Source organism: Ureibacillus chungkukjangi, assembly GCF_003217295.1.
GTDB classification, from domain to species: Bacteria; Bacillota; Bacilli; order Bacillales_A; family Planococcaceae; genus Ureibacillus; species Ureibacillus chungkukjangi.
The window spans coordinates 38789-61849 of record NZ_QJTJ01000018.1; the positions used below are offsets into that span (position 1 = coordinate 38789).

Here is a 23061-nt window from a genome sequence, read left to right on the forward strand (position 1 = left end):
TTAAAACAAGGGGATGAATGAATGCATGAAAATAATCAAATGGCTAGATAACAATATTGAAAGAGTCATCTTATTAATATTGTTAGTCGTAATGACAGTCGTTACGGTTCTTCAAGTATTTATGAGATATGTAATGGAAAATTCATTAACATGGTCCGAAGAATTGGCGAGGTTCTGTTTCATCTGGCTTGTCTACATAGGAATAAGCTACGGAGTAAAACGTGCTAAGCACGTCCGTGTAGAAGCCATTTTTTCAATAGTTAAAAGAAGAGGGAAATTTATCATTAATTTAATAGCAAATGTTTTATTCTTATATTTTGCTATTTATGCTACTTACTATGGTTTTACAATTATGAAAACTATTCAATCAACAGGTCAAATAGCACCTTCAATTGGTATCCCGATGTCAATTATGTATTTGGGTATGCCTATCGGTATGTTTTTAACAACCATTCGCTTAGTACAACGAATTATTTATGAAACAAAAATATTTAAAGATGGGAAAGAAATTCAAGATAATACCCCTCTAGAAAGTGCACAAGTAGTCCAGCAAGAACCTGAATTAGAAACGAAAAAAGAAGTGGGTATTTCTTAAGTGAATGTAAGGGAGGTTATCAGTAAATGGGAATTACATTGTTTGCATCTTTCGGAATTCTAATAGTTGCTGCTGTTCCTATTGGTATAGCACTAGGATTAGCGGCCATGATAGCACTTTTAATCGATGGTGGAATGCCTTTAGAGTTTTTAATGAAAGAATTAACTACCTCAGTTAACTCCTTCCCACTTTTAGCAATTCCATTTTTCATCCTTGCAGGTGAAATTATGGGGCGTGGAGGAATATCAAAACGACTGATTAACGTTGCAGAATCTATAGTAGGATCTGTTGTAGGTGGGACAGCTTTGACATCAATAGTAACGTGTATGTTTTTTGCAGCTATATCAGGTTCAGGTCCTGCTACTGTAGCTGCAGTTGGGGGAATTATGATTCCGGCAATGGTTAGTAAAGGTTATGATCGTAAGTTTGCTACTGCTGTAGTAGCTTCTGCTGGATCAATAGGGGTAATTATACCACCTTCAATTCCAATGGTTATGTACGGTGTATCAGGCAGTGTTTCAATTGGTGATATGTTTATTGCGGGTATTATCCCAGGAATTTTAGTGGGCTTTGGTTTAATGATTTATGCATATTACTACTCGAAAAAGAACAACTATGCAGGAAATGGTAAGAAGATTTCCATTAAGAATATAGGGAGAGAAGTTTGGAATGCAAAATGGTCTTTATTAATACCTGTTATTATTTTGGGCGGAATTTATGGTGGTATATTCACACCAACCGAGGCTGCAGCTGCAGCAGTATTTATCGGGTTTATAATTGGACTCTTTTTCTATCGAGAACTTAAATTAAAAGAACTAGCAGATGTTTTTATCGAATCTGCCTTAATGACCGCCACAATTTTAGTTATTGTAGGTACTGCCACTGCTTTTGGTAAGTTGCTGGCAATGGAGCAAATTCCAAATCAAATAGCTGAAAGTATGTTGTCAATATCATCTAGCCCCATAATTATTATGTTATCTATGATTCTATTACTACTTATAGTTGGATGTTTCATGGACACAATTGCAGCAATTATTATTTTAACACCTATTTTGCTTCCGGTTGCTACACTAGTCGGATATGATCCAATACATTTCGGTATTATTATGATTGTTGCCCTTGCAATCGGATTTATCACACCACCGGTTGGAGTGAACTTATTTGTTGGTGCGGGTATTTCAGGCATCTCGTTGGAATCGTTATCAAAGGCAATTTTACCGTTTATTGTTGTAATGATTATCATCTTATTGATTGTTACGTTTATTCCAGCTTTATCATTACTTTTACTATAGGAAGCAAATTGGGGGAGAGTAAATGTTATTTCCAAAAATTGAAAAGGGTGTGAATCCCTACTCTGAAAATGTACAAGGAAAAGCCAATGAGCCAATTACGGTTGCAGGCTTATTAGACCGTGCTAAACAAATTCTAGGACCTTTATATGAAGGCGGAGTACCAGATTGGACGTTAGATGCAATTTATGATCGATTAGAAAATAACGCACCACGTATTGCAATTATTGGCGGTTCACCAGATCACCCTGCACATATTATGGATTATTTAACTTCTTCGAGAGCAGCTATTCGTATTTGGCAAAATGGGGGTGTTCCGTTCTACTTTTCCACACCAGTAATGTGTGATGGAACAGCGCAAAGTAATCAAGGAATGAGCTATTCATTACAGAGTAGAAATGCAGTTGCACAAATGATAGTAAATCAATTAGAAGCACATAGTTATCATGGTGCTTTTGTTATTCAAGGGTGTGACAAACAGCCATTAGGTGTAGTAAGCGGTCTTGCTCATTTAGATCGATTACGTCAGTCTCGTGGTGATGCACCGTTTTTTGCAACCTTTGCACCGGCACATGTATTGCAGGGTGGTACTATACCTGAAGATGTCGTTATTCAATTAAATAAAGTTTATGACAAAGCAATTGTAATGGGACATAAAGATATTGCAAATGATTTAAAAGATACCATGAGTTATATTTTACAATGCTCTTCAAATACATCTTTCCAAGGCGTTTTCGAACGTGCATTAGAAAGAAACATTATCACAAAAGAGGAGCATAAATATTTTGAAATGCGATTAGCGGTTGCAACCTGTGATACTCAAGGAGGTATTTGTGCATTTAATGGTACAGGGAATAGTTCTCGTCATGTTGTTGCTGGTTTAGGTCTAGTTCATCCAGCTGTTGAGTTATTAACTCAACCACCAAATCAACAACAAATCAATGAAACTATTGATGCACTAGCAACAATCATTAATAAACCTGAATTTGGAGTTGCGGAAATTGTACATGCAAACATTAAAAACGCCATCCGTATTCATAGTGCATCAGGTGGTTCAACAAACTTAATGATGCATATGGTATCGGCGATGATCTACGCAGGATATAAATTTACATTATGGGATGTGGAAAAGATTCATAAAGAACATCCAATTCCCGATTTATTTGATTATAGCCTGACTGAAGGCCGCGACATATTTGCTTTAGCAATGCAATGCTGCAGTGGGAATAGTCGAGGAATGGAAACATTATTTTATGAATTATTAAACAATAGTGTACCAATGGATGAAGATGCACTAACAGTGACAGGTACATCTTGGCGTAGTAGGATACAATACTCTGATGCACTACCTTCAGGCAATATAAAAGAAAATCCAGTGATTTTAAATAGACCTCGTCGTTCGTTTAGTGGAGTCGATGTGTTACGTGGGAATTTCTTTGAAAGTGCAGTTGTAAAAATTAGTGGAATGCCAACCCCTCAATTAAATCAGTTTGATGATAAGTTAGCATTTGTACTATATTTTGAAAATGAAGATCAAGCGAATGAAAGTTTACTAGATTCAAAATTAATAGAAAAAATTAAGGGAAAACGACATTTTGAGGAAAAAGAACTGATTCAAACGCTAAAGTATAATGCACCAGAAAGGTTTGAAGAGTTAAAAAATACTTCTTATGATGAATTGTTTGATGTAATGGCGAAAGAAGGTATTTTAAAAATTGCTGTTATTATTGCTGGTCAAGGTCCTGTTGCATTTGGCATGCCTGAAATGTTTACCCCTATGCAACATATCAATGCAAATAGAATTCTGAAAAGAGTTTGTACAATAATCAGTGATGGGCGATATTCTGGTGTAACTTACGGTGCAGCGATTGGTCATATGACTCCAGAATCAATACAAGGTGGAGGAATTGGCTACTTGAAAACTGGTGATGTACTGCATTTGCAATTACGTAATAAACGAATTGATTTAATTAATAGCAATTCATTAGTCAACCAAAATAGCCTAATCTATGTAGAAGATTTAAAACAGGAAGAAAATCGCCAACTATTATATCAAAATCGTTTATCAAATATTAAACAAAGACAAAAATTGGTTGCAGCGGTAAATAGAATGGTTGGTCATACTGATGCTTCTTGTGGTGTAGTACCTATTCAAGTATTTGAAGAAGCAGAACTAGTTTATAAGGACCATTATTCTCATCAGCTGCTTCCTTGAGGAACGTGAGTAAAATGCCTATCATTCAATCAGTAGCTAGGGCACTAGCGATATTGGAATTATTTGATGATACAAATCGAGAGCTATCCATTAAAGAAATAAGTGTGAAACTAGATTTAAATAAAAGTACCGTACATTCCTTATTAAAAACATTGAAAGAATATGGCTACATTTCTCAGAATAATGAAACAACGGACTACTCATTAGGTTGGAAATTATATGAAAGAGGCCATTTAATGGTAAGTCAATTGGATATCCGAAATGTTGCAAGGGTTCATTTGGAAAAATTAAATGAACAGACAAATCAAACTGTCCACCTAGTTACTTTGCTAGGTAAAGAAGCAATCTATATTGATAAAATCAATGGACATTCCGCATTAGTGATTTACTCAAGAATAGGAAAACGAGTACCTTTGCATTCAAGTGGTGTTGGTAAAGTGTTAGCTGCATTTCTTGATGAGAGTCAGTTGAAATCTCTGATGGATGGCTATATTTTCGAGAAAACTACAGTCAATACAATAGATTCATATAAATCATTTGTTGAGGAATTAGAAGGAGTAAGAGAAAAAGGTTATGCAGCGGATTTTGAAGAAAATGAACCTGGAATCATTTGTATTGCCATGCCAGTACATGACTTTTCTGGGGAAGTAATCGCTGCGATAAGTGTTTCAACGCCGAAATCTCACATTAATGATGAGGTTGCCGAAAGAAATTATCAATATTTAAAAGAATGCGTAGAAATAGTTTCTAGCAATTTAGGTTATAAAAAAATTGTCTTGTGAAGGGGTAGGGATTAGGATGAAATTTATTCGTTTCAAACAAGGGGAACGTATAGTATCTGCATTAATCACAAGTCAAAATGAATTTGTGGAAATTGGTGACATTGATTATGTAACTTTTTACAAGCTACTTAAAGAAAATCAATGGTCTGCAGAAATCTATATTGATGAAAATCAATTAGAACGACAATCCAATATTGAAATTTATTCACTTGATTTAGTCGTACCAATTGAAGCAGATGAAGTTTGGGCTTCTGGTGTGACGTATTTACAAAGTAAACATGCGCGTAATTACGAAGCGACAGATGGGAAATTAAATAGTGAAACGTTCTATGACAAAGTATATGATGCACCTCGTCCAGAAATTTTTATGAAATCCACAAAACGTCGAACTGTAGGTCCAAACGACAATGTATATATTCGAAGAGATTCAAACTGGCAAATACCTGAACCGGAGTTAGGGTTAGTGATTGGGGAAGGCGAAGAGATTATCGGATTTACACTTGGTAACGATATGAGCTGCCGGGATATTGAAGGAGAAAATCCACTTTATTTACCACAAGCGAAAGTTTGGAAAAACTCATGTGCGCTTGGTCCTGCGATTCTATTACCTGAAGCGATTGATGATCCTTATTCTATTGAACTCAATTGCAAAATTTACCGTGACGGGAAAGAACTATTTACTGGAAGTGCCTCTGTTAGTCAATTAAAAAGAAAACTAGAAGAACTTGTTCACTATTTAGTTTATGAAAATGATGTTATACCAGGAACAGTTCTATTAACAGGTACTTGTATCGTTCCACCGAATAGTTTCACATTGGAAATTGGAGATGAAATTGTTATTTCAAGTACACAAATCGGTACGTTGAAAAATAAAGTCTATCAAAACCAGTAGGAGGGAAAGCATGATGGGAGAAGTATATTCAAATTATATTAATGGTGAATGGAGAGAAAGTAAGAGTGGCAATTTAATAGATAGCATTAACCCGGCAAATCTCGAAGTGGTAGGCTCTGTTCAATTTTCAACAATTGAAGAAGTTACTGAAGCAATCGATGCTGCAAAACTAGCTAAAAAAGAATGGCGCCAATTAGGTCAATTCAACCGAGGGCAAATTTTGTATAAAGCAGCAGAAGCGCTTGAGAATAATCTACAGGATGTAGCGGAGACATTAACAAAAGAAATGGGTAAAACCCTCCCAGAAGCAATTGGTGAAACGCAACGAGGTATAGCAATCTTAAAATACTATGCTTCAGAAGGCGCTCGTAAAGAAGGAGATGTTATTCCTGCATCAGATAAAGATGCGCTAATGTTTACAAAACGTGCACCATTAGGAGTTGTAGGAATAATAACACCATGGAATTTCCCAGTAGCTATTCCAATCTGGAAAATCGCTCCAGCTTTAGTTTATGGTAACACGATTGTCTTTAAACCAGCTTCAGAAGCAGCTGTTACTGCAGCAAAAGTTGTGAAATGCTTTGAAGAAGCAGGTCTTCCAAAAGGGGTACTGAATTTCATTACAGGCAGTGGTTCCCAAGTGGGAAATGCACTAATTAATAGTAAGGACATTAATGGGATTACATTCACTGGGTCTGAAAATACGGGGCATTTAGTAGCAAAAGCTGCTTCGGTAAATGGTGTGAAATATCAATTAGAAATGGGCGGTAAAAACCCTGTCATTGTATTAAATGATGCAAATGTAAATAATGCAGTAAATGCCGTACTAAGTGGTGCTTTTAAATCAACTGGACAAAAATGTACTGCTTCAAGCCGTGTTATCGTTCAATCAGGTATTTACAATCAATTTAAATCTATGTTACTTGAGGAAGCGAGTAAAATAACGGTTGGTGACGGTTTGTTAAACGATACTTGGATGGGCCCTTGTGCGAATGAAAGTCAATATAATACGGTTCTTGAGTATATACAAATTGGGCAGGAAGAAGGAGCTAACATTATATACGGTGGAAAACCTGTAGAATCAAATACAAATGGTTTCTACGTAGAACCGACAATTTTTGAAAATGTATCTTCGGATATGCGTATAGCTCAAGAAGAGATATTTGGACCTGTTATCTCATTAATTCAAGTGGATACAACTGAAGAAGCAATTGAAGTTGCAAATGACACTCAATATGGTCTAAGTGCATCAATATTTACAACAAATATTGGTTCAGCTCTAACGTTCATGGAAGAAATTGAAGCAGGTTTAGTTCGTGTGAATGCTGAGAGTGCGGGGGTAGAACTTCAAGCTCCATTCGGAGGCATGAAAATGTCAAGTACAGGAACTCGTGAGCAAGGAGAATCTGCGAAAGAATTTTATACGGCTGTTAAAACGGTATTTGTAAAAGCAGAATAAGGGGGTGCGGTAATGTTTAAAGGGATTATTCCACCAGTTGTAATCTTTTTCGATCAAAATGGTGAAATCGATTATTCATTGAATAAAACACATATTGATAAATTAATCGATTCAGGAATTGATGGTGTTTTGTTATTAGGAAGTTCTTCAGAATTTTCATCACTAAAACTATCAGAAAAGATGGAATATTTGAAAGAAATCGTTCCGCATATAAATGGTCGTGTACCAATTTTAGTTGGTGTAGGTAATACGGTTTTGAAAGAATCTATTGAATTAGCACAATACGCAGAATCTGTCGGGATAGAAGGGGTAATGGCGGTTAACCCGTATTATTGGAAATTAACAAATGACCAAATGGTTGAGTATTTCAGTGAAATTGCTAACGCGGTTTCAATTAATACTTATCTATATAATATTCCGCAATTAACGGGGCAAGAAATCCCAATCGAAGTTATTTCGACCTTAGTAGAAAATCAACCTAATATCCGTGGAATCAAAGAAACAGTATCGGATTTTGGAAGAATTCGTAAAGTATTGAAAGAGATTAAAGGAAAACATCCACAATTCGATGTTTTTACGGCATTTGATGAACATCTAGTTGATGGCTACTTAATAGGTGCTGCTGGCAGCATTAACGGAACCACCAATTTTTTACCGGAAGTAACAGTCAATTTATTAAAAGCTTTAAATTCAAAGGATTTTGACCAAATTCAAAAATACCAAGTTCAAATATCTTCCCTAATGGAAGTTTATGATATTAATAATTCACTCTTCTCGACATTTAAAGAAGGTGCTTATTATCGTTGGTTCAATGATCTACAAACAGGTGTGAGAAAGCCATTCAGTAAGTATGACAAAGATACACGCAAAAAAGCTGGGAAATTAATTGATTCTATTATTGAACAAGGGGTGTTTCATTAATGAATGAATCTCAAAAGCTATTAGAGAAATTAGGATATCCACATACAGATTATACGGATTTACCATCATCAAAAAAAAGATTCCCTGATGGTGCACAATATCGTATTGAAATACCAAGTGTCGAAGGTCCAGTTGCGCTAAAAGAAACGTTAAAGGCGATTGATGAATACGGACTGACGATTCATCGTGTTTCTCAAGGTAGTGGCATTATGCTACAGACGGATGATGAAATAAAGGAAATGTGTGCATTAACAGCTGAGCGCGGAATGGAGCTTAGTCTATTTGTTGGACCAAGAGGAACATGGGATATAAGTGCAGGTCCGTTAACATCTGCAGGTAAATCACAAGCATTACGTCACGAAGGCGCTAATCAACTTGTGTATGCAATGGAAGATTTGAAACGTGGCGCAGATCTTGGTTTACGAGGTGCTTTAGTAGCTGATGAAGGATTATTATTAATGACAAAAAAAATGAAAGAAGAAGGCCTATTACCAGAAGATTTTGTTGTGAAAGTCTCTGTACAAATGGGTGCATGTAATCCTGTTTCAGTAAAAATAATGGAAGAGCTGGGAGCAGGTACTTACAATGTTCCATCATCGCTAACTTTACATAAATTAGCGGCGATACGACAAACAATTGATATACCAATCGATCTTTATGTTGAAGTTCCTGATAATTTCGGTGGATTCTTAAGATATTATGAAATCCCAGAGTTGATTCGTGTATTAGCTCCTGTTTATATTAAATTTGGTCTTCGAAACCATCCAGATGTTTATCCTTCTGGAAAGCAGTGGGAAGCAACGAACATATCTTTAGTTCGTGAACGTGTGCGTAGAGCTTCAATAGGGATGGAGATTATCAACCGATACTGTCCAGATGCAGTCATGTCTGAACTAGGTGCAGAAGGATTAGGTATCTCGAAAGTAACGGCGGATAGAGGAGTGTAGTCATGACATATAAAATTGTGGTTACAGATTATGAGTATCATGATTTGAAGATTGAAGAAGAAGTTCTTTCTGGGTCAAATCTCGACATTGAGTTTGTTGCTGCTCAATGTCGAACACCTGAGGAAGTTATTGATATCTGTAAAGATGCGGATGGTATTATTAATCAATATGCTCCGTTAAATGCAGAAGTATTATCTCAATTGGAAAAATGCAAGGTGATTTCTCGATATGGAGTAGGGGTCGACACAATTCATTTGCCTACTGCCCTTGAAAAAGGTATAACAGTTACAAATGTCCCCGATTATGGAATTGAGGAAGTTTCCAACCATACTGTAGCTTTTCTATTGGCCTCATCACGAAAAATCGTTCAATTAAATGAAGCGGTAAAAAATGGTGTTTGGGATTTTAAGGTAGGAGTTCCAATCCATAGATTTGAAAATCGAATTTTTGGTGTATTAGGTTTTGGAAAAATCCCAAGACGAGTAATTGAAAAGGTGAATCCATTCGGTTTTCAATTAGTTGCATACGACCCGTTTGTTACTGCTGAAGAAATGAGTAAATATAATGTTAGAAAAGTTGAACTAGATGAAATTATTCAAACTTCTGATATTTTGTCTTTACATCTTCCGCTTACCGAAACTACACATCATTTAATTAACGAAGACAGAATTGCTAATATGAAAGATGGTGTTTTAATCATTAACACCGCTCGTGGTCCAATCATTAAAGAATGTGCATTAATTGAAGGGGTGAAAAGTGGCAAAATTGCAGGAGCAGCACTTGATGTTGCTGAAATTGAACCAATTCCTCTTTCGAGTGAGTTAATTCAGTTTCCGAATGTCTATTTAACACCTCATAGTGCATTTTATTCGGAAGAAGCGATTGTAGAGCTTCGAACAAAAACAGCAAAAAATATTGTTCAAGTATTAGAGGGCGAAAAAGTAGAATATTTAGTTAAATAACAACTTAAAAAGACTTAGTTCTGGAAAATAGAACTAAGTCTTTTCTTGTTTAAAAGAAAATTATTTATAAATGAATTCTATTTTTCAAATTCATTTACCCAAATTGACAAAAGATTTTCAAGCTGGGATTCTAGTTTTTTAAGATCATTTTCGTAAGTATTATTATTTGTCTTATTGAACTTGGCTTTTTTCTCTATTATTTTTTGTTCAAGTTTTTCGATTTGCTGATCGATAGGTATACTATCAGTTTTGTGCTTTAGTGGCAGTTCTGTCTTTACATTGACTTCATACTGTCCATGCTTCTCTCGAGCCCATTGATAATTGCCTTCATATAAATAGAGCTTTTGATTTTCTATCCATGCAATTCTGGAAAAGAGCTGGTTTAAGAAGTAGCGATCATGCGAAACGGCTAATACGGTACCATCAAAATGCTGCACCGTTTCCTCCAGGACCTCTCTTGATTCAATATCTAGATGGTTGGTCGGTTCATCAAGTATTAGGAGATTAATATCTTCATACATTAGCTGGGCTAAGCGGAGCCTCATTTTCTCGCCACCACTTAAATCCTTCACTTTTTTAAAGACATCATAGCCATAAAATAAAAACTTCGCTAAAACGTGACGTGCTTCTCCTTCGGTAATGGATACTTCTTTCCGGAAAACATCAATTAACCGGGCATTGGCATCTTCGTAAACAAAGCTCTGCGATAAATAGCCGATTTTCACATTACTTCCGACAATTACTTTGCCGGCATCAGGTAAAACTTCTTCTGTCACCATTTTCAGTAATGTGGATTTTCCAGTTCCATTTAAACCAACGATTGCGAGACGATCCTGCCAGCGTAATTGAAGGGAAAGCTCTTCGAACAGAACTTTGTCATATTGCTTTTTTACTTTTTCAAATAGGACTACATCCTTGCCACTTCGTTCATTTGCTTCAAGCTTTAACTGCATTTTCTTTGAGACAATCGGCTTCTTTACTAATTCAATTCTAGCTAAGGCTTTTTCCATACTTTTTGCGCGGCGATGTAGGGCAGCATTGGGTGGATTTGCTTCATTTGCCCATGTTTTTAACCTTTTGATAGTTTCTTTCATCTTGGTAATTTTCTTTTGCTGCTCTTCATATTGAGCAAATTCGTTTAAAATTCTAGCCTCGCGCATTTTTACAAAGGTATCGTAATTTCCGATGTAAGAAAAGGGCTCGCCATTATCAATTTCAATAATTTTCGTAACTGCTTCATTCATAAATTGTCGATCATGAGAGACAACAATTAATGTCCCATCATAGCTTTTTAGATAATTTTCAAGCCATTCGATTGCATTCATATCCAGATGATTTGTTGGTTCATCTAATAATAAAATTTGTGGATTGAGTAATAAAATTTGACCTAACATGACCTTTGTTTTTTCGCCACCACTTAAAAGCTGGAATGGGGACTGGAGTAGGGGAGTAATACCTAATCCGTTAGCAATCATTTGAATTTTAGCTTCTATTTCATAGCCACCAAGAGCTATAAATTGTTCCTGTATTTCACCATATTGTTTAAGTAGCTTATCAAGGTGGGCTGTACAAGACATTTGTTGCTCTAAACTTTGCATTTGTGTTTGCATAGATAAAATGTTTGAAAAAGCCTCTTTAAGCACATCGATAGCAGATACATTCTCATAGGGTGGAATTTGGTGCAAATACCCAATTGTTGTGCCTTTTCTTTTAATAATTCTCCCAGCATCTGGCTTTTCTATGCCAGAGAAAAGCTTGAGAAGAGTTGTTTTGCCACAGCCATTGCGTCCTACTATTGCAACACGCTCTCCTTTATGAATATCTATTGTTAAACCTTCAAAGATAACCGTACCACCGTAAATTTTCGTAATATTCTCTGCTTTTATGGACACTGTGTTTTCCTCCAATTTTTACACAGTGAAGCCAATCTTTAAATGTATTTTTATACATAAAAAAGACTGCTCGATTAACAAGCAGTCTTTTCTAAAGTTTGTGAAAAGAATGGCTAATCAGCTGTGTTTTCGATTTATTTGTCTAAAAAAGGGCATACGAATCCCGTTAGTCGCAAAATCGAAAGTAATGACACGTGAAAAATAAAGGAAACGGTCATTATTTACACATGTCGTCACAGCTAATGTATTCATTCTCTTCACCTCCGTTCAAAATAATTATTTTCAGTATATTCATTTTTTTGTAAAATGTCAATCGTTTCCTACTTATAGAGGAAAATTAATATTATTTTAATGAAGGTATACAGCTTATACTAATCGAATTATTTTAAGGCAATAAAGTATATTGAATTGGAGATTATCAAAATGTATTTAGAAAGTAACAGATTACTTATTCGCAAATTTTCTATGGATGATGTGCAGGAGGTAAGTAAATATACTTCATCTCCAGTAGTAATGAGATACATGCCTGAAGGGGTTATGAATGAAGAAGAAACAAAGAAACTTGTGCTCGGAAATATGGGAGAGAATCCTAAGAAATTTGCAGTTATATTAAAAAATAAAAATATCCTAATAGGCCATATGGAATTTTTCAGGTATTTCGGAGAGCATACATATGAAATTGGTTGGGTATTTAACCCGGATTATTATAATAGAGGGTTTGCAACAGAAGCAGCGCAAGTGCTATTAAATTTTGGCTTTACTGATATGAAGCTGCATCGGATAATCGCAACATGTCAGCCTGAAAATATACCTTCTTATCGTATTATGGAAAAGCTTGGTATGCGTAGAGAAGGATACTTTAAAAAGTGCATACCTTGTGGAGAAGAATGGTGGGATGAATACTTTTATGCAATCCTAGCAGAGGAGTGGGTTAAACGATAGTATAATAGTACTCCCAAAGTTTTGGACCAAACATTTGGGAGTACTAATTTTATTCACATAATAATATTTCCCTGACGAATAGATGTTTTTTTGTAATGCAGCGGTCCATGATTTTGAAGCCGACATCTTCCACTAGATCGTCGATGGTTTCAATGGTTACGATGACGCATTTATCTGCGATTCTTCGAGCTTGTTTAATAATATCAAACTGTTCCTCGCGTGTAATATGTGTATAAAGATTATATGGTAAATCAATAATACACACATCATAATGCTCACTGACCTCAGAGATTGGCCCATTTGTTATTTCGCCTTTTAAATTGAAATATGCGATATTTTCGCGAGCACCCTGGCACACTGTAGGGTTAATATCACGTCCTATTAAATCAATTCCCATGGATAGTGCTTCAACTACTACAGTACCAATCCCACAGCACGGATCAATGGCACGGATTCCGTCCACATGTGGTACAGCTATATTGGAAATTGCTCGAGCCACTCGTGTATTAAGTGCTGTGGAATAGCTATTAGGCTTATGTAAATGTTCATGCCAAACTGAATTGCTTTTAGTATAGTTCCCAAAATACCAACGATTGTTGAGTAGCACTAAGCCAAACACGACCTCAGGACTATCAAGATCTGGTTCGCCATCGATAACTAATCCGAGCTCGCGTTCAACCTGTCTCCGCTCAGGGTGAGGGATTTTCTTTGTTTCGCCTAAATCCATTCTATTAAAACAATAGACTTTATATGTCGAAGCACTGACCTTAATATCCTGAATTAAAATTTTCATGTCAGAGACGCTGTCAGCCTCAAACATCACTTCCAACCGTTCTTCGATAAATGGACTACGACTTGGATCCACCTTTATATCACTTATTAAAAAGTTTAAAGCGGTATCGAAGCCGAAAAATGAGCGCATCTCCATTCGACAAAGGTCGTGTTCATTTTTGTGATGTACATATGTGTAAATATAAGTTACCTTCTGTTGTTTGTTATTCAATTGGTAATCATCCTTTAACTACTGCTGTTCTATGGCACTTACTAACTGTCCGATGAAGCTATAAGTTAGTGAAGTTGCGTCTTGTATTGTCATTTCTTCACGGAAGCCGTCCATATTATCTAGGGGGATATTGATATCCCAAAGCCCGTCTTCTCCAGAAAACATCATACTTGAGTAGATTTCCTCACCATGTAGGTTTTCTTCTAAATAAGCTTTAATAATGGGAGCATGCTTCTTTTGTACCTTCAAACCAAGTAAAACCATATACGTTTTAAAAACATCGTCAACTTCAAAAGAGAGGCTATCTGTTTTGATTGGTTCAAAAGAATTTGATTCAATGTAAACAAATTCATTCATATGTTGTTTTAAATGTGTTAAGGATGTATTTAAAAATGCAGCCTGTTCCTGTGCAATTACTTCTTCAGAATCTTTGTCACAACGCTCAATATAAACCTCTGATAAATTAAGTGTCATTTTTACTAACCTCCAAAATTTCTCTTCCTTATTATAACCTTTATGCCAATAAAAATAGACAGTCAGCAAAGGACTGTCTTAACTCAACATTTAGTTTAACATAATTTATAAATAATGATAATTATTCTCTAAGCTAATTTAGCTTAAATAAACTTTTTGTCCAAATTTCTGTGGAGCTCGGGTGATTGCTCTCAAAGAGTGAAAATCGATTAACAAATTGAATTAACTCCTGATTTATAAGCGGCTTTAAAGACTTAGGGCAAGCGTTTATAAGAATAGAGTCCTTCTTAAGTGAATCGAGCTGATTGACAAAGTCATTCTTTGTTTGTGGAATTTCTGTCCACATTTTTTGCCACATTTTATCTCGTAGCTCGCGATAATAGTTGTTCATTGGTTTTTCATGTATAAAATGAAGTGACGTCTGGAAATTCACCGCATTAATAATTATTACGCGATATTTATGCTGTTCCTCTATAGCCTGATGCTCCCTAAGAGCTAATATTAAACTTTCTATACTTTTTTCTATTTTTTTACCGGTTTGACCTTGAGCTGCTCCAATAGGAATAAGTTTTTCTGTATTCTGTTCATACTCATCGATATGAGGGGATTCTAATAGAATAGCTATGGTTTTATTTTTATAATTTGTATCAATGATATCGTCACAAAAAATTGAATTTAAAACCAAATCATTCTTCTCAGAAGGAGCTTCTATTGTTATCTCATCGCCAGAGAGCTCGACAAAAAAGCGAGTTATATTTTGTACCTGCTTGTTCTTTTTAAAAAAAGAACGCTTCAATGTAAGGGTGTTTTTCTCTTCATCTAATAGAAGATACTTGCTTTTGCTTTCAATGAGATCCTCATAAACCACATCATTAATTTCTGTTTGAATAGGGTATCCTTCTAAAGTAATTGCTAATTTTTGTTTAACAAGGGTATGCATTTTTCCACTTCCTTTACAAGTTTTAAGCTGTGTATACTGGCATATATAAAAGTCTATTATTTATTTATATTAAGATTTTTGTAAAAATATGAATAAAAAAGTATAAAATAGAAAAAGAAATGATGATAGGAGAGATAGAATGATTTCACTAATAGTTGCTCATGACAAAAATCGAGTAATTGGCTATGAAAACAAAATGCCCTGGCATCTACCTGGAGAATTACAATATTTTAAGGAACAAACGATGGGTAAACCGATGATTATGGGAAGAAAAACCTTTGATTCAATTGGACGACCATTGCCAGGCCGCAGAAATATCGTAATTACCAGAAATGAAAACTATATAGCAGAAGGAATTGAGGTTGTTACCAGTTTGGAGGAAGCATTACGACTTGCTGGTGATGTAGCAGAAGTAATGGTTATTGGTGGAGAGCAGATTTTTAAAATAGTTCTCCCGATTGCTGATCGTCTCTATATCACTCATATCGAGCATGAGTTTAATGGAGATACGTTCTTTCCGACGTATGGTGATGGATGGTCTCTAATATCAAAAAGTGAACCGATTGAAACTCCCGATGGATATAGCTATACCTATTGCATTTATGATAGAAATAAATAAATCAAGAAATTCTCTCTTTATCCAAAAGATAAAGGGATTTTTTGTTTTATTAAGAAAATTATAATTTTTTGAAACCAAGTGTCGAATGATTCGTATATAAGCTGTAAGGATTTATTTGGTAAAGGTGGTGTTATTTGTTGCTATTTGGAGCTGAACTTCATACAGTTTATTTATTTACCCTCATTATCGTTGGATGTATTACCATTCTGTACCTATTTTTCTCTGAAATTTTCGATGGTTTGTTTGAAGGGATTCCTTTTGTAGATCCTGCAGTTATTTTAGCCTTCATAACAATTACTTCAGCTGGCGGCTTCTTATTAGAAAAATTCACAGCCCTATCCAATACGTTGATTTTCATAATTGCGTGTATTATTTCTGCAATTATTAGCGGTTTAATTTATTTCTTTATTCTCGTTCCTTTAAAAAGTGCTGAAGTGTCCTTAGCTTATACTGAGGAATCTCTAGAGGGGCAGGTAGGAAAGGTAATTGTCCCGATACCTACCAATGGCTACGGAGAGATTGTAATCGAATCGGTTAATGGAATTATATCTAAGCGAGCAACGGGCTTTGAAAACGAACCGATTGACTATGATCAGCAGGTCCTAATCATAGAAGCAAAGGAAGGTACGGTTTATGTAAAGAAATATGAGTCTCACTTACAATTTAAATTATAGGAGGAAGAAAAATGCCAAGTACATTAATTATTATCGGGATCGCAGTATTTATACTTTTAGCCATTATTGTGGTGTATGTTACAAAATACAAAACGGTGGGACCAGATGAAGGGTTGATTGTTACAGGGAGCTTTTTAGGCTCAAAAAATGTGCATACAGACGATTCAGGTAATCGCATAAAAATTATTCGTGGAGGGGGTACCTTTGTATTCCCAGTGTTCCAGCAGTCAGAGCCATTAAGTCTATTATCTAGTAAGCTAGAAGTAACTACACCTGAGGTTTATACGGAGCAGGGTGTACCTGTTACCGCAGATGGTACGGCTATTATTAAAATCGGTGGATCTATCTCAGAAATTGCTACAGCAGCTGAGCAATTTTTAGGAAAAAGCAAAGCAGATCGTGAAAATGAAGCAAAAGAGGTTTTAGAGGGGCATTTACGTTCGATTTTAGGTTCTATGACAGTAGAAGAAATCTATAAAAATCGTGATAAATTCTCGCAGGAAGTTCAAAGAGTAGCATCTCAGGATTTAGCAAAGATGGGATTAGTGATTGTATCCTTTACGATTAAAGATGTGCGCGACAAGAATGGCTATTTAGATTCTCTTGGTAAACCAAGAATTGCACAAATTAAGCGTGACGCAGATATTGCCACAGCTGAAGCTGAAAAAGAAACACGTATTAAACGTGCTGAAGCTGAAAAAGAAGCACAAAAGGCCGAGCTTCAAAGAGCAACAGAAATTGCAGAGGCAGAAAAGGAAAACCAGCTCAAAATTGCCGAATATAAGCTTGAGCAAGATAAAGCAAAAGCACGTGCTGACCAAGCCTATGAGCTAGAATCAGCAAGAGCTAAGCAACAGGTTACAGAGCAGGAAATGCAGGTTCGCATTATTGAACGTCAAAAGCAAATTGAACTAGAGGAAAAAGAGATTTTACGTCGTGAGAAGCAATACGACTCAGAGGTGAAGAAAAAGGCTGATGCAGATCGTTATGCAATTGAACAAAATGCCTCTGCCCAAAAAATGAAGGATTTAGCGCAAGCTGATGCAGAGAAATATCGAATCGAGTCCTTGGCAAAAGCAGAAGCTGAAAAAATACGTTTAGACGGTTTAGCAAAAGCCGATTCAGAACGAGCACAAGGGGAAACAGAAGCAGAAATCATTCGTCTAAAAGGTTTAGCAGAAGCGGAGGCAAAACGTAAAATTGCCGAAGCATTCGACCAATTTGGTCAGGCGGCTGTCTTGGATATGATTGTTCGTATGATGCCTGAATACGCAAAAGAAATCGCAAGCCCATTATCGAATATCGACAAAATTACAGTGGTGGATACAGGAAATGGGGAAGGCGGCGGTGCAAATCGTATCACTTCCTATGCAACTAATCTTATGGGTAGCTTACAAGAAACATTAAAGGCTTCTTCAGGAATTGATATGAAGGATTTAATCGAGACATTCGTAGGAAAGCAACCAATTCAAGCTACAATTGAAGAAATTAACACAAGAGAAGAAGAAAAACATTTAGTTTAAGAAGTATTTGGTACTTTCCAAAGCTTGATAGTGCATTCTTAGTTGTATATTGTGGCTCAAATATTCAATAATGACTAATAGATGTAATACAATGTAGGTTTTATAAAGGAGAAATTACATGCTATCAGTCATCTTAAGCTTTAAAAGGCTATTAAAAGGATTATACCACGGAATAAAAGAGCCACAATTTTTAAGTATTTTAACCACAGTTGCCTTAATTGTCTTATCTGGTACATTGTTCTATTCACGGTATGAAGGCTGGCCGAAAATAGATGCTTTCTATTTCGCGGTTGTAAGTCTGATTCCAACTGGAGTAGATACAGATTTAGTGCCATCTACAACGGGTACGAAGTTATTTACAGTACTTTATTTAATCATTGGAACCGGGTTGATGTTTGCATTACTTGTTAATTTGGGAAGAGCTATCATTAAAGAAGATAAGGCAAGGAGATATAAATTGCGTAAAGAAGTAAACAATAAGCCTTCCGCACCCAAAATCTTAAGGGTAAAATAGAATAAGTAATATAACTAGAAGTCTCGAATAAATTTCGGGGCTTCTTTAATTTTTCGAAAAATATTTAATAGAAAAAACTTGTAAATAGTAATCGTTACGATTTACAATAGTCTCATAATCCTCATTATTCAGGATTATTTTTTTATTTATCAAATAGTAATGGTTACTAATTGATGAATTCAACTGTAATACTACGACTAAATTATTGGGAGGAACCTATGAGAACCAAAATTACTTTAGCATGTACGGAAACAGGAGACAAAAATTATATCACTACAAAAAACAAACGAAATAACCCTGAACGTCTTGAATTGATGAAGTATAGTCCACGGCTTAAAAAAAGAACTTTACATCAGGAAACTAAATAACTGGTTTGTGAAAGGAGATTTTTTATGGCTAAAAAATCTAAAATCGTTAAAGAGATGAAAAGGCAAGCATTGGTCGAAAAGTATGCTGAAATAAGAAAAGAATTAAAAGAAAAAGGAGATTATGAAGCACTTCGTAAGCTACCTCGCGATTCATCACCTACTCGGTTAAAAAATAGATGTGAAATCTCTGGCAGACCAAGAGGGTATTTACGAATATTCAAAATGTCTCGAATTAAATTTAGAGAATATGCTCACAAGGGCCAAATACCAGGAGTAAAAAAGTCGAGCTGGTAAATTAAGAATAATTCATTTGATTGAATTAAATGAAGGAGAGTTAAAGGATGGCTAAAAAAATTCCAGTGACTGTGCTAAGCGGTTACTTAGGTTCAGGCAAGACAACAATACTGAACCATATCCTGCAAAATAAAGAAGGCTTGAAGGTTGCTGTTATTGTAAATGACATGAGTGAAATTAATATTGATGCAGAGCTAGTGAAAAAGGGAGGAGGGCTTTCAAGAACTGAAGAAAAACTTGTTGAGATGTCGAATGGCTGCATTTGCTGTACTTTAAGAGAAGACCTGCTAATCGAAGTACAACAGCTCGTACAAGTAGGAGATTTTGATTATATCGTAATTGAATCAACGGGCATTGGTGAACCGATTCCCGTTGCTCAAACCTTCTCTTATATTGATGAAGACTCAGGAATTAACCTGCCAGAGCTATGCAAGCTAGATACAATGGTAACCGTTGTGGATGCAAATCGTTTTTGGCATGACTTTCAATCTGGAGAAAGCCTATTAGATCGAAAAGAAGCAGTAGGCGAATTAGATGAACGAGAAGTCGCTGATTTATTGATTGACCAAATTGAATTTTGTGATGTATTAATATTAAATAAATGTGATTTAGTGTCCGAGGAAGAATTGAAGAAGCTAGAGAATATCTTGCGTAAGCTTCAACCTGATGCGAAATTAATACGTACAGTAAACGGAAATATTAAACCAAGTAAGATTTTAAATACTGGAAGATTTGACTTTGAGAAAGTAGCAAATTCTGCTGGATGGTTAAAAGAGCTGCAGCTAGGTCACGAAAATCATACTCCAGAAACTGAGGAATATGGCATTTCATCTTTTACATATACAAGAAAAATGCCATTTAACGCTGTTCGTTTCAACGAGTGGAGTGAACAAATGCCACTTTCCATTTTAAGGGCAAAGGGACTTATATGGAGTGCTTCCCATCAGGATGTAGCCATTCTTTTCTCACAGGCAGGTCCATCAGTTAAAATCGAGCCAATCTCATACTGGGTAGCTGCTTTACCAGAGTACCAACAAAAGCAAATTTTAGAAAATAATCCAGAAATTCAAAGGGAATGGGAATTGGAGTTTGGTGATCGAATGACTAAGCTAGTTATTATCGGAACAAATCTTGAAAAACAAGAAATAATTCAAGAACTTGATCGTTCTTTATTAACACAAGCTGAATTTGATGCTTCCTGGGGTAACTTGGAAGATCCATATAAATGGCAATATAAATAAGTGACAGTAGGGGCTAATTTTCATTTAGTCCCTTTTATTTTTGTCTATGTAACGATACATGATTTACTTCGAAGTCCATCATACTATTTTATAAGGTGGTGGATGATTTATGATGTATAACTTTGATTCAGTCGAACTTAAGAATGAGAATGGTGAATTGCAAATTGTTTTACATATGAAGGTTCCAAAGAATTCAGCAAATACCGAGTTTGGTGCAGAATTTAACTTCAACAAAGACGATTCATTAAGACATAATGCAGTTAACTTCGTAAAAAAGAAGTTTCCGAAGCTTAAGGTGGCTTCAATCGTTGTAGTAGCAGGAACGCTACTCTTAACAACCATTCCCATGCAAAAAGCAGAGGCTCATGAAGCTGATTTTAATATGAGCTATCTTTATTTCGGGAATACAAGCTCTTATATTTCACAAGTAGACAAGACGCAAGGGAATCTAAATCTTGTATCCCCAAGTTACTTTGACTTAAATGCGGATGGGTCCTTAAAATTGACGAGTCAGTTTGATTCAAAATTTGTAAACGAAATGCATAATCGTGGCATAAAGGTTGTGCCCTTTTTAAGTAATCATTGGGATCGTACTCTTGGGCGTGCAGCCTTAGCAAACCGCGAAGCTTTATCAACTCAAATTGCAAATGCGATTGTTAAAAACAATTTAGATGGTGTTCAGGTTGATATTGAGAATACAACAGATGTGGATCGAGACGCTTATACAGACCTAGTGAGATTATTGCGAGAGAAATTACCTGCAGATAAAGAAGTATCTGTTGCGGTGGCGGCAAATCCAAACGGTTGGACAAAAGGCTGGCATGGTACCTACGATTACAAGGAATTAGCAAAATACGCAAGTTATCTCATGATAATGGCCTACGACGAGTCCTATGAAGGGGGTCCTGAGGGGCCGGTTGCGAGTATTGGCTTTGTGGACCGTTCTATTCAATATGCTTTAAAGCAGGGTGTTCCAGCAGACAAGGTTGTTTTAGGAGTTCCTTTTTATGGTCGTTTTTGGAAAGAAGGTGCACCAGCAAGTGAGGGTGGAAAAGGAATTTCAAATACAAAGGTAGATGAAATGCTAGTTAAATATGGTGGGAATGTGATATTTGACGAGGCTTCAAAATCTCCAAAGGCTACTATTACCATTAAAAGTGGAGATCCAACTACAACAATTGCAGGAAAAACATTAGCCCCAGGAACCTACCATATTTGGTATGAAAATAATGATTCCATTAGAGAGAAATTACGACTTATTCACAAGTATGAAATCAAAGGGACTGGAAGCTGGAGCTTAGGCCAGGAAAATACTTCTATGTGGCAATATTATAAAACCTGGATGTCCCATGACGGAGTGGAAGTCATTCCTGTCAATCCTGACCAGCCTAAAGAACAAACCGGTGAAATTTCACCAACACAAATTACGTATACGGTAAAATCGGGCGATTCTTTATGGAAAATTGCAACAGCGCATAAGTTGACAGTCGATGAATTAAAAGTTTTAAACGGACTAACATCGGACGCTATCAATATTGGGCAGGTATTGAAAGTAAGTAATGCTGTTTTGACCCCAACTACTGTTCCAGTAGTTGAGGCGCCTACAATTCAAACAACAACCTATACGGTAAAATCAGGGGATTCATTATGGAAAGTTGCTACGGATCATAATATGGCTGTCACTGAATTAAAGACATTAAATGGATTAACATCAGATGTTATCAATATTGGACAGGTGTTGAAGGTGAAAAGTTCAGTTACCTCTACAGCCTCTACTATTACACAAACTGTTTCACAGCCAAAAGCTAATACACCTGGTGCGATTTCAGCGCCAGCACAGGAAGCAGTGGCACCAAAGCCTGTAGTAAAACCTACACCTGCCCCTGCTAAAACAACGACGACTGTAGCGGCTAAAACAACGACAGCAGTAGCAAAGTCTTATACTGTATTAAAGGCAGGCTCAAAAGGAACTGCGGTTACCAACTTGCAAAATAAATTAATAAAAGTAGGTAGTTACACAGGGAAAGCAACTGGTACTTATGATACAAAGACTAAAAGTGCGGTAGTTGCCTTCCAGAAAAAATACAAGCTTGCTGCAGATGGAATCGCTGGTCCAGCTACACAGTCTAAGCTTGATACTGTTATTGCTACAGCAACAAGTACTAAAGCAACTACTTCCACCAAAGCCGTTGCAAAAAGCTACCCTGTATTAAAAGTAGGATCAAAGGGGACAGCAGTTACCAACTTGCAAAATAAATTAATAAAAGCTGGCAGCTACTCAGGAAAAGCAACTGGTACTTATGATACAAAGACTAAAAGTGCGGTAGTTGCCTTCCAGAAAAAATACAAGCTTGCTGCAGATGGAATCGCTGGTCCAGCTACACAGTCTAAGCTTGATACTGTTATTGCTACAGCAACAAGTACTAAAGCAACTACTTCCACCAAAGCCGTTGCAAAAAGCTACCCTGTATTAAAAGTAGGATCAAAGGGGACAGCAGTTACCAACTTGCAATCG

General features: G+C 36.1%; 23 protein-coding genes. 18 read left to right on the forward strand and 5 right to left on the reverse strand.

Annotated elements, in window-relative coordinates; genetic code table 11:
* Positions 1-25: 25 nt before the first annotated feature.
* The 9 genes from BJ095_RS12815 to BJ095_RS12855 are packed head-to-tail and all read left to right on the forward strand — an operon-like array spanning position 26 to position 10062.
* Entirely contained in the window at positions 26-595 is a 570-nt protein-coding gene (locus BJ095_RS12815; protein WP_181418066.1) for a TRAP transporter small permease, read from the forward strand.
* A gap of 26 nt (positions 596-621) precedes the next feature.
* Entirely contained in the window at positions 622-1887 is a 1266-nt protein-coding gene (locus tag BJ095_RS12820) for a TRAP transporter large permease (protein ID WP_107935644.1), read from the forward strand.
* 22 nt (positions 1888-1909) lie between these two features.
* Positions 1910-4099, forward strand: coding sequence for a dihydroxy-acid dehydratase domain-containing protein (locus tag BJ095_RS12825; protein ID WP_107935646.1), 2190 nt, complete (start codon positions 1910-1912; stop codon positions 4097-4099).
* Positions 4100-4113: 14 nt separating this feature from the next.
* Positions 4114-4881, forward strand: coding sequence for an IclR family transcriptional regulator (locus tag BJ095_RS12830; RefSeq protein WP_107935648.1), 768 nt, complete (start codon positions 4114-4116; stop codon positions 4879-4881).
* Positions 4882-4897: 16 nt separating this feature from the next.
* Positions 4898-5773: a fumarylacetoacetate hydrolase family protein gene (locus BJ095_RS12835; protein WP_107935650.1), complete on the forward strand. Its 876-nt coding sequence runs from the start codon at positions 4898-4900 to the stop codon at positions 5771-5773.
* A gap of 10 nt (positions 5774-5783) precedes the next feature.
* Positions 5784-7232: an alpha-ketoglutaric semialdehyde dehydrogenase GucD gene (gene gucD, locus BJ095_RS12840; RefSeq protein WP_107935653.1), complete on the forward strand. Its 1449-nt coding sequence runs from the start codon at positions 5784-5786 to the stop codon at positions 7230-7232.
* 12 nt (positions 7233-7244) lie between these two features.
* Positions 7245-8153 carry a dihydrodipicolinate synthase family protein gene (locus tag BJ095_RS12845; RefSeq protein WP_107935655.1) on the forward strand — a complete coding sequence of 303 codons (909 nt, stop codon included), beginning with the start codon at positions 7245-7247 and terminating at the stop codon, positions 8151-8153.
* A complete protein-coding gene (locus BJ095_RS12850; RefSeq protein WP_107935657.1) occupies positions 8153-9100 on the forward strand; it encodes a U32 family peptidase in 948 nt (315 codons plus the stop codon). The genes BJ095_RS12845 and BJ095_RS12850 overlap by 1 nt, the downstream gene beginning before the upstream one ends.
* Positions 9101-9102: 2 nt before the next feature.
* Positions 9103-10062, forward strand: coding sequence for a C-terminal binding protein (locus tag BJ095_RS12855; protein WP_107935659.1), 960 nt, complete (start codon positions 9103-9105; stop codon positions 10060-10062).
* A gap of 77 nt (positions 10063-10139) precedes the next feature.
* Here the strand turns inward: BJ095_RS12855 and abc-f are convergent, their stop codons facing one another.
* Both abc-f and BJ095_RS19420 read right to left on the reverse strand, forming a co-directional pair.
* Positions 10140-11954 (reverse strand): ribosomal protection-like ABC-F family protein, encoded by a 1815-nt coding sequence (gene abc-f / locus BJ095_RS12860; RefSeq protein ID WP_107935661.1) that lies wholly within the window; start codon positions 11952-11954, stop codon positions 10140-10142.
* Between the two features lie 117 nt (positions 11955-12071).
* On the reverse strand, positions 12072-12206 hold the full coding sequence (locus BJ095_RS19420; protein ID WP_255502527.1) for an RAxF-45 family protein: 135 nt from the start codon (positions 12204-12206) through the stop codon (positions 12072-12074).
* A gap of 171 nt (positions 12207-12377) precedes the next feature.
* Here BJ095_RS19420 and BJ095_RS12865 point away from each other — a divergent pair, with 171 nt between their 5' ends.
* Entirely contained in the window at positions 12378-12896 is a 519-nt protein-coding gene (locus BJ095_RS12865; RefSeq protein WP_107935663.1) for a GNAT family N-acetyltransferase, read from the forward strand.
* Between the two features lie 49 nt (positions 12897-12945).
* Here BJ095_RS12865 and BJ095_RS12870 read toward each other — a convergent pair whose 3' ends face one another.
* The 3 genes from BJ095_RS12870 to BJ095_RS12880 form a co-directional block, all read right to left on the reverse strand.
* The gene (locus BJ095_RS12870; RefSeq protein ID WP_146223218.1) at positions 12946-13899 is read right to left on the reverse strand and encodes a TRM11 family SAM-dependent methyltransferase; all 954 of its coding nucleotides are present in this window, start codon (positions 13897-13899) and stop codon (positions 12946-12948) included.
* 18 nt (positions 13900-13917) lie between these two features.
* On the reverse strand, positions 13918-14373 hold the full coding sequence (locus BJ095_RS12875; protein ID WP_107935665.1) for a branched-chain amino acid aminotransferase: 456 nt from the start codon (positions 14371-14373) through the stop codon (positions 13918-13920).
* A 133-nt stretch (positions 14374-14506) separates the two neighbouring features.
* Positions 14507-15313 carry a hypothetical protein gene (locus BJ095_RS12880; protein ID WP_107935667.1) on the reverse strand — a complete coding sequence of 269 codons (807 nt, stop codon included), beginning with the start codon at positions 15311-15313 and terminating at the stop codon, positions 14507-14509.
* A gap of 139 nt (positions 15314-15452) precedes the next feature.
* On the opposite strand from BJ095_RS12880, the gene folA reads away from it, so the two are divergent.
* From folA to BJ095_RS12920, 8 genes are all read left to right on the forward strand, one after another.
* On the forward strand, positions 15453-15932 hold the full coding sequence (gene folA, locus BJ095_RS12885; RefSeq protein WP_107935669.1) for a type 3 dihydrofolate reductase: 480 nt from the start codon (positions 15453-15455) through the stop codon (positions 15930-15932).
* Between the two features lie 134 nt (positions 15933-16066).
* Positions 16067-16606, forward strand: a complete 540-nt coding sequence (locus BJ095_RS12890) for a hypothetical protein (RefSeq protein ID WP_107935671.1) — start codon at positions 16067-16069, stop codon at positions 16604-16606.
* Positions 16607-16617: 11 nt separating this feature from the next.
* Positions 16618-18129: a flotillin family protein gene (locus BJ095_RS12895; RefSeq protein WP_107935673.1), complete on the forward strand. Its 1512-nt coding sequence runs from the start codon at positions 16618-16620 to the stop codon at positions 18127-18129.
* Between the two features lie 118 nt (positions 18130-18247).
* A complete protein-coding gene (locus BJ095_RS12900; RefSeq protein WP_107935675.1) occupies positions 18248-18643 on the forward strand; it encodes a potassium channel family protein in 396 nt (131 codons plus the stop codon).
* A gap of 218 nt (positions 18644-18861) precedes the next feature.
* Positions 18862-19011, forward strand: coding sequence for a 50S ribosomal protein L33 (gene rpmG, locus BJ095_RS12905; RefSeq protein ID WP_107935677.1), 150 nt, complete (start codon positions 18862-18864; stop codon positions 19009-19011).
* Positions 19012-19035: 24 nt separating this feature from the next.
* Positions 19036-19305, forward strand: a complete 270-nt coding sequence (rpsN, locus tag BJ095_RS12910; protein WP_107935680.1) for a 30S ribosomal protein S14 — start codon at positions 19036-19038, stop codon at positions 19303-19305.
* Between the two features lie 47 nt (positions 19306-19352).
* The gene (locus BJ095_RS12915) at positions 19353-20546 is read left to right on the forward strand and encodes a GTP-binding protein (RefSeq protein ID WP_107935682.1); all 1194 of its coding nucleotides are present in this window, start codon (positions 19353-19355) and stop codon (positions 20544-20546) included.
* A 109-nt stretch (positions 20547-20655) separates the two neighbouring features.
* The coding region (locus BJ095_RS12920) for a peptidoglycan-binding protein (protein WP_235867663.1) at positions 20656-23061 on the forward strand (2406 nt) is incomplete at its 3' end.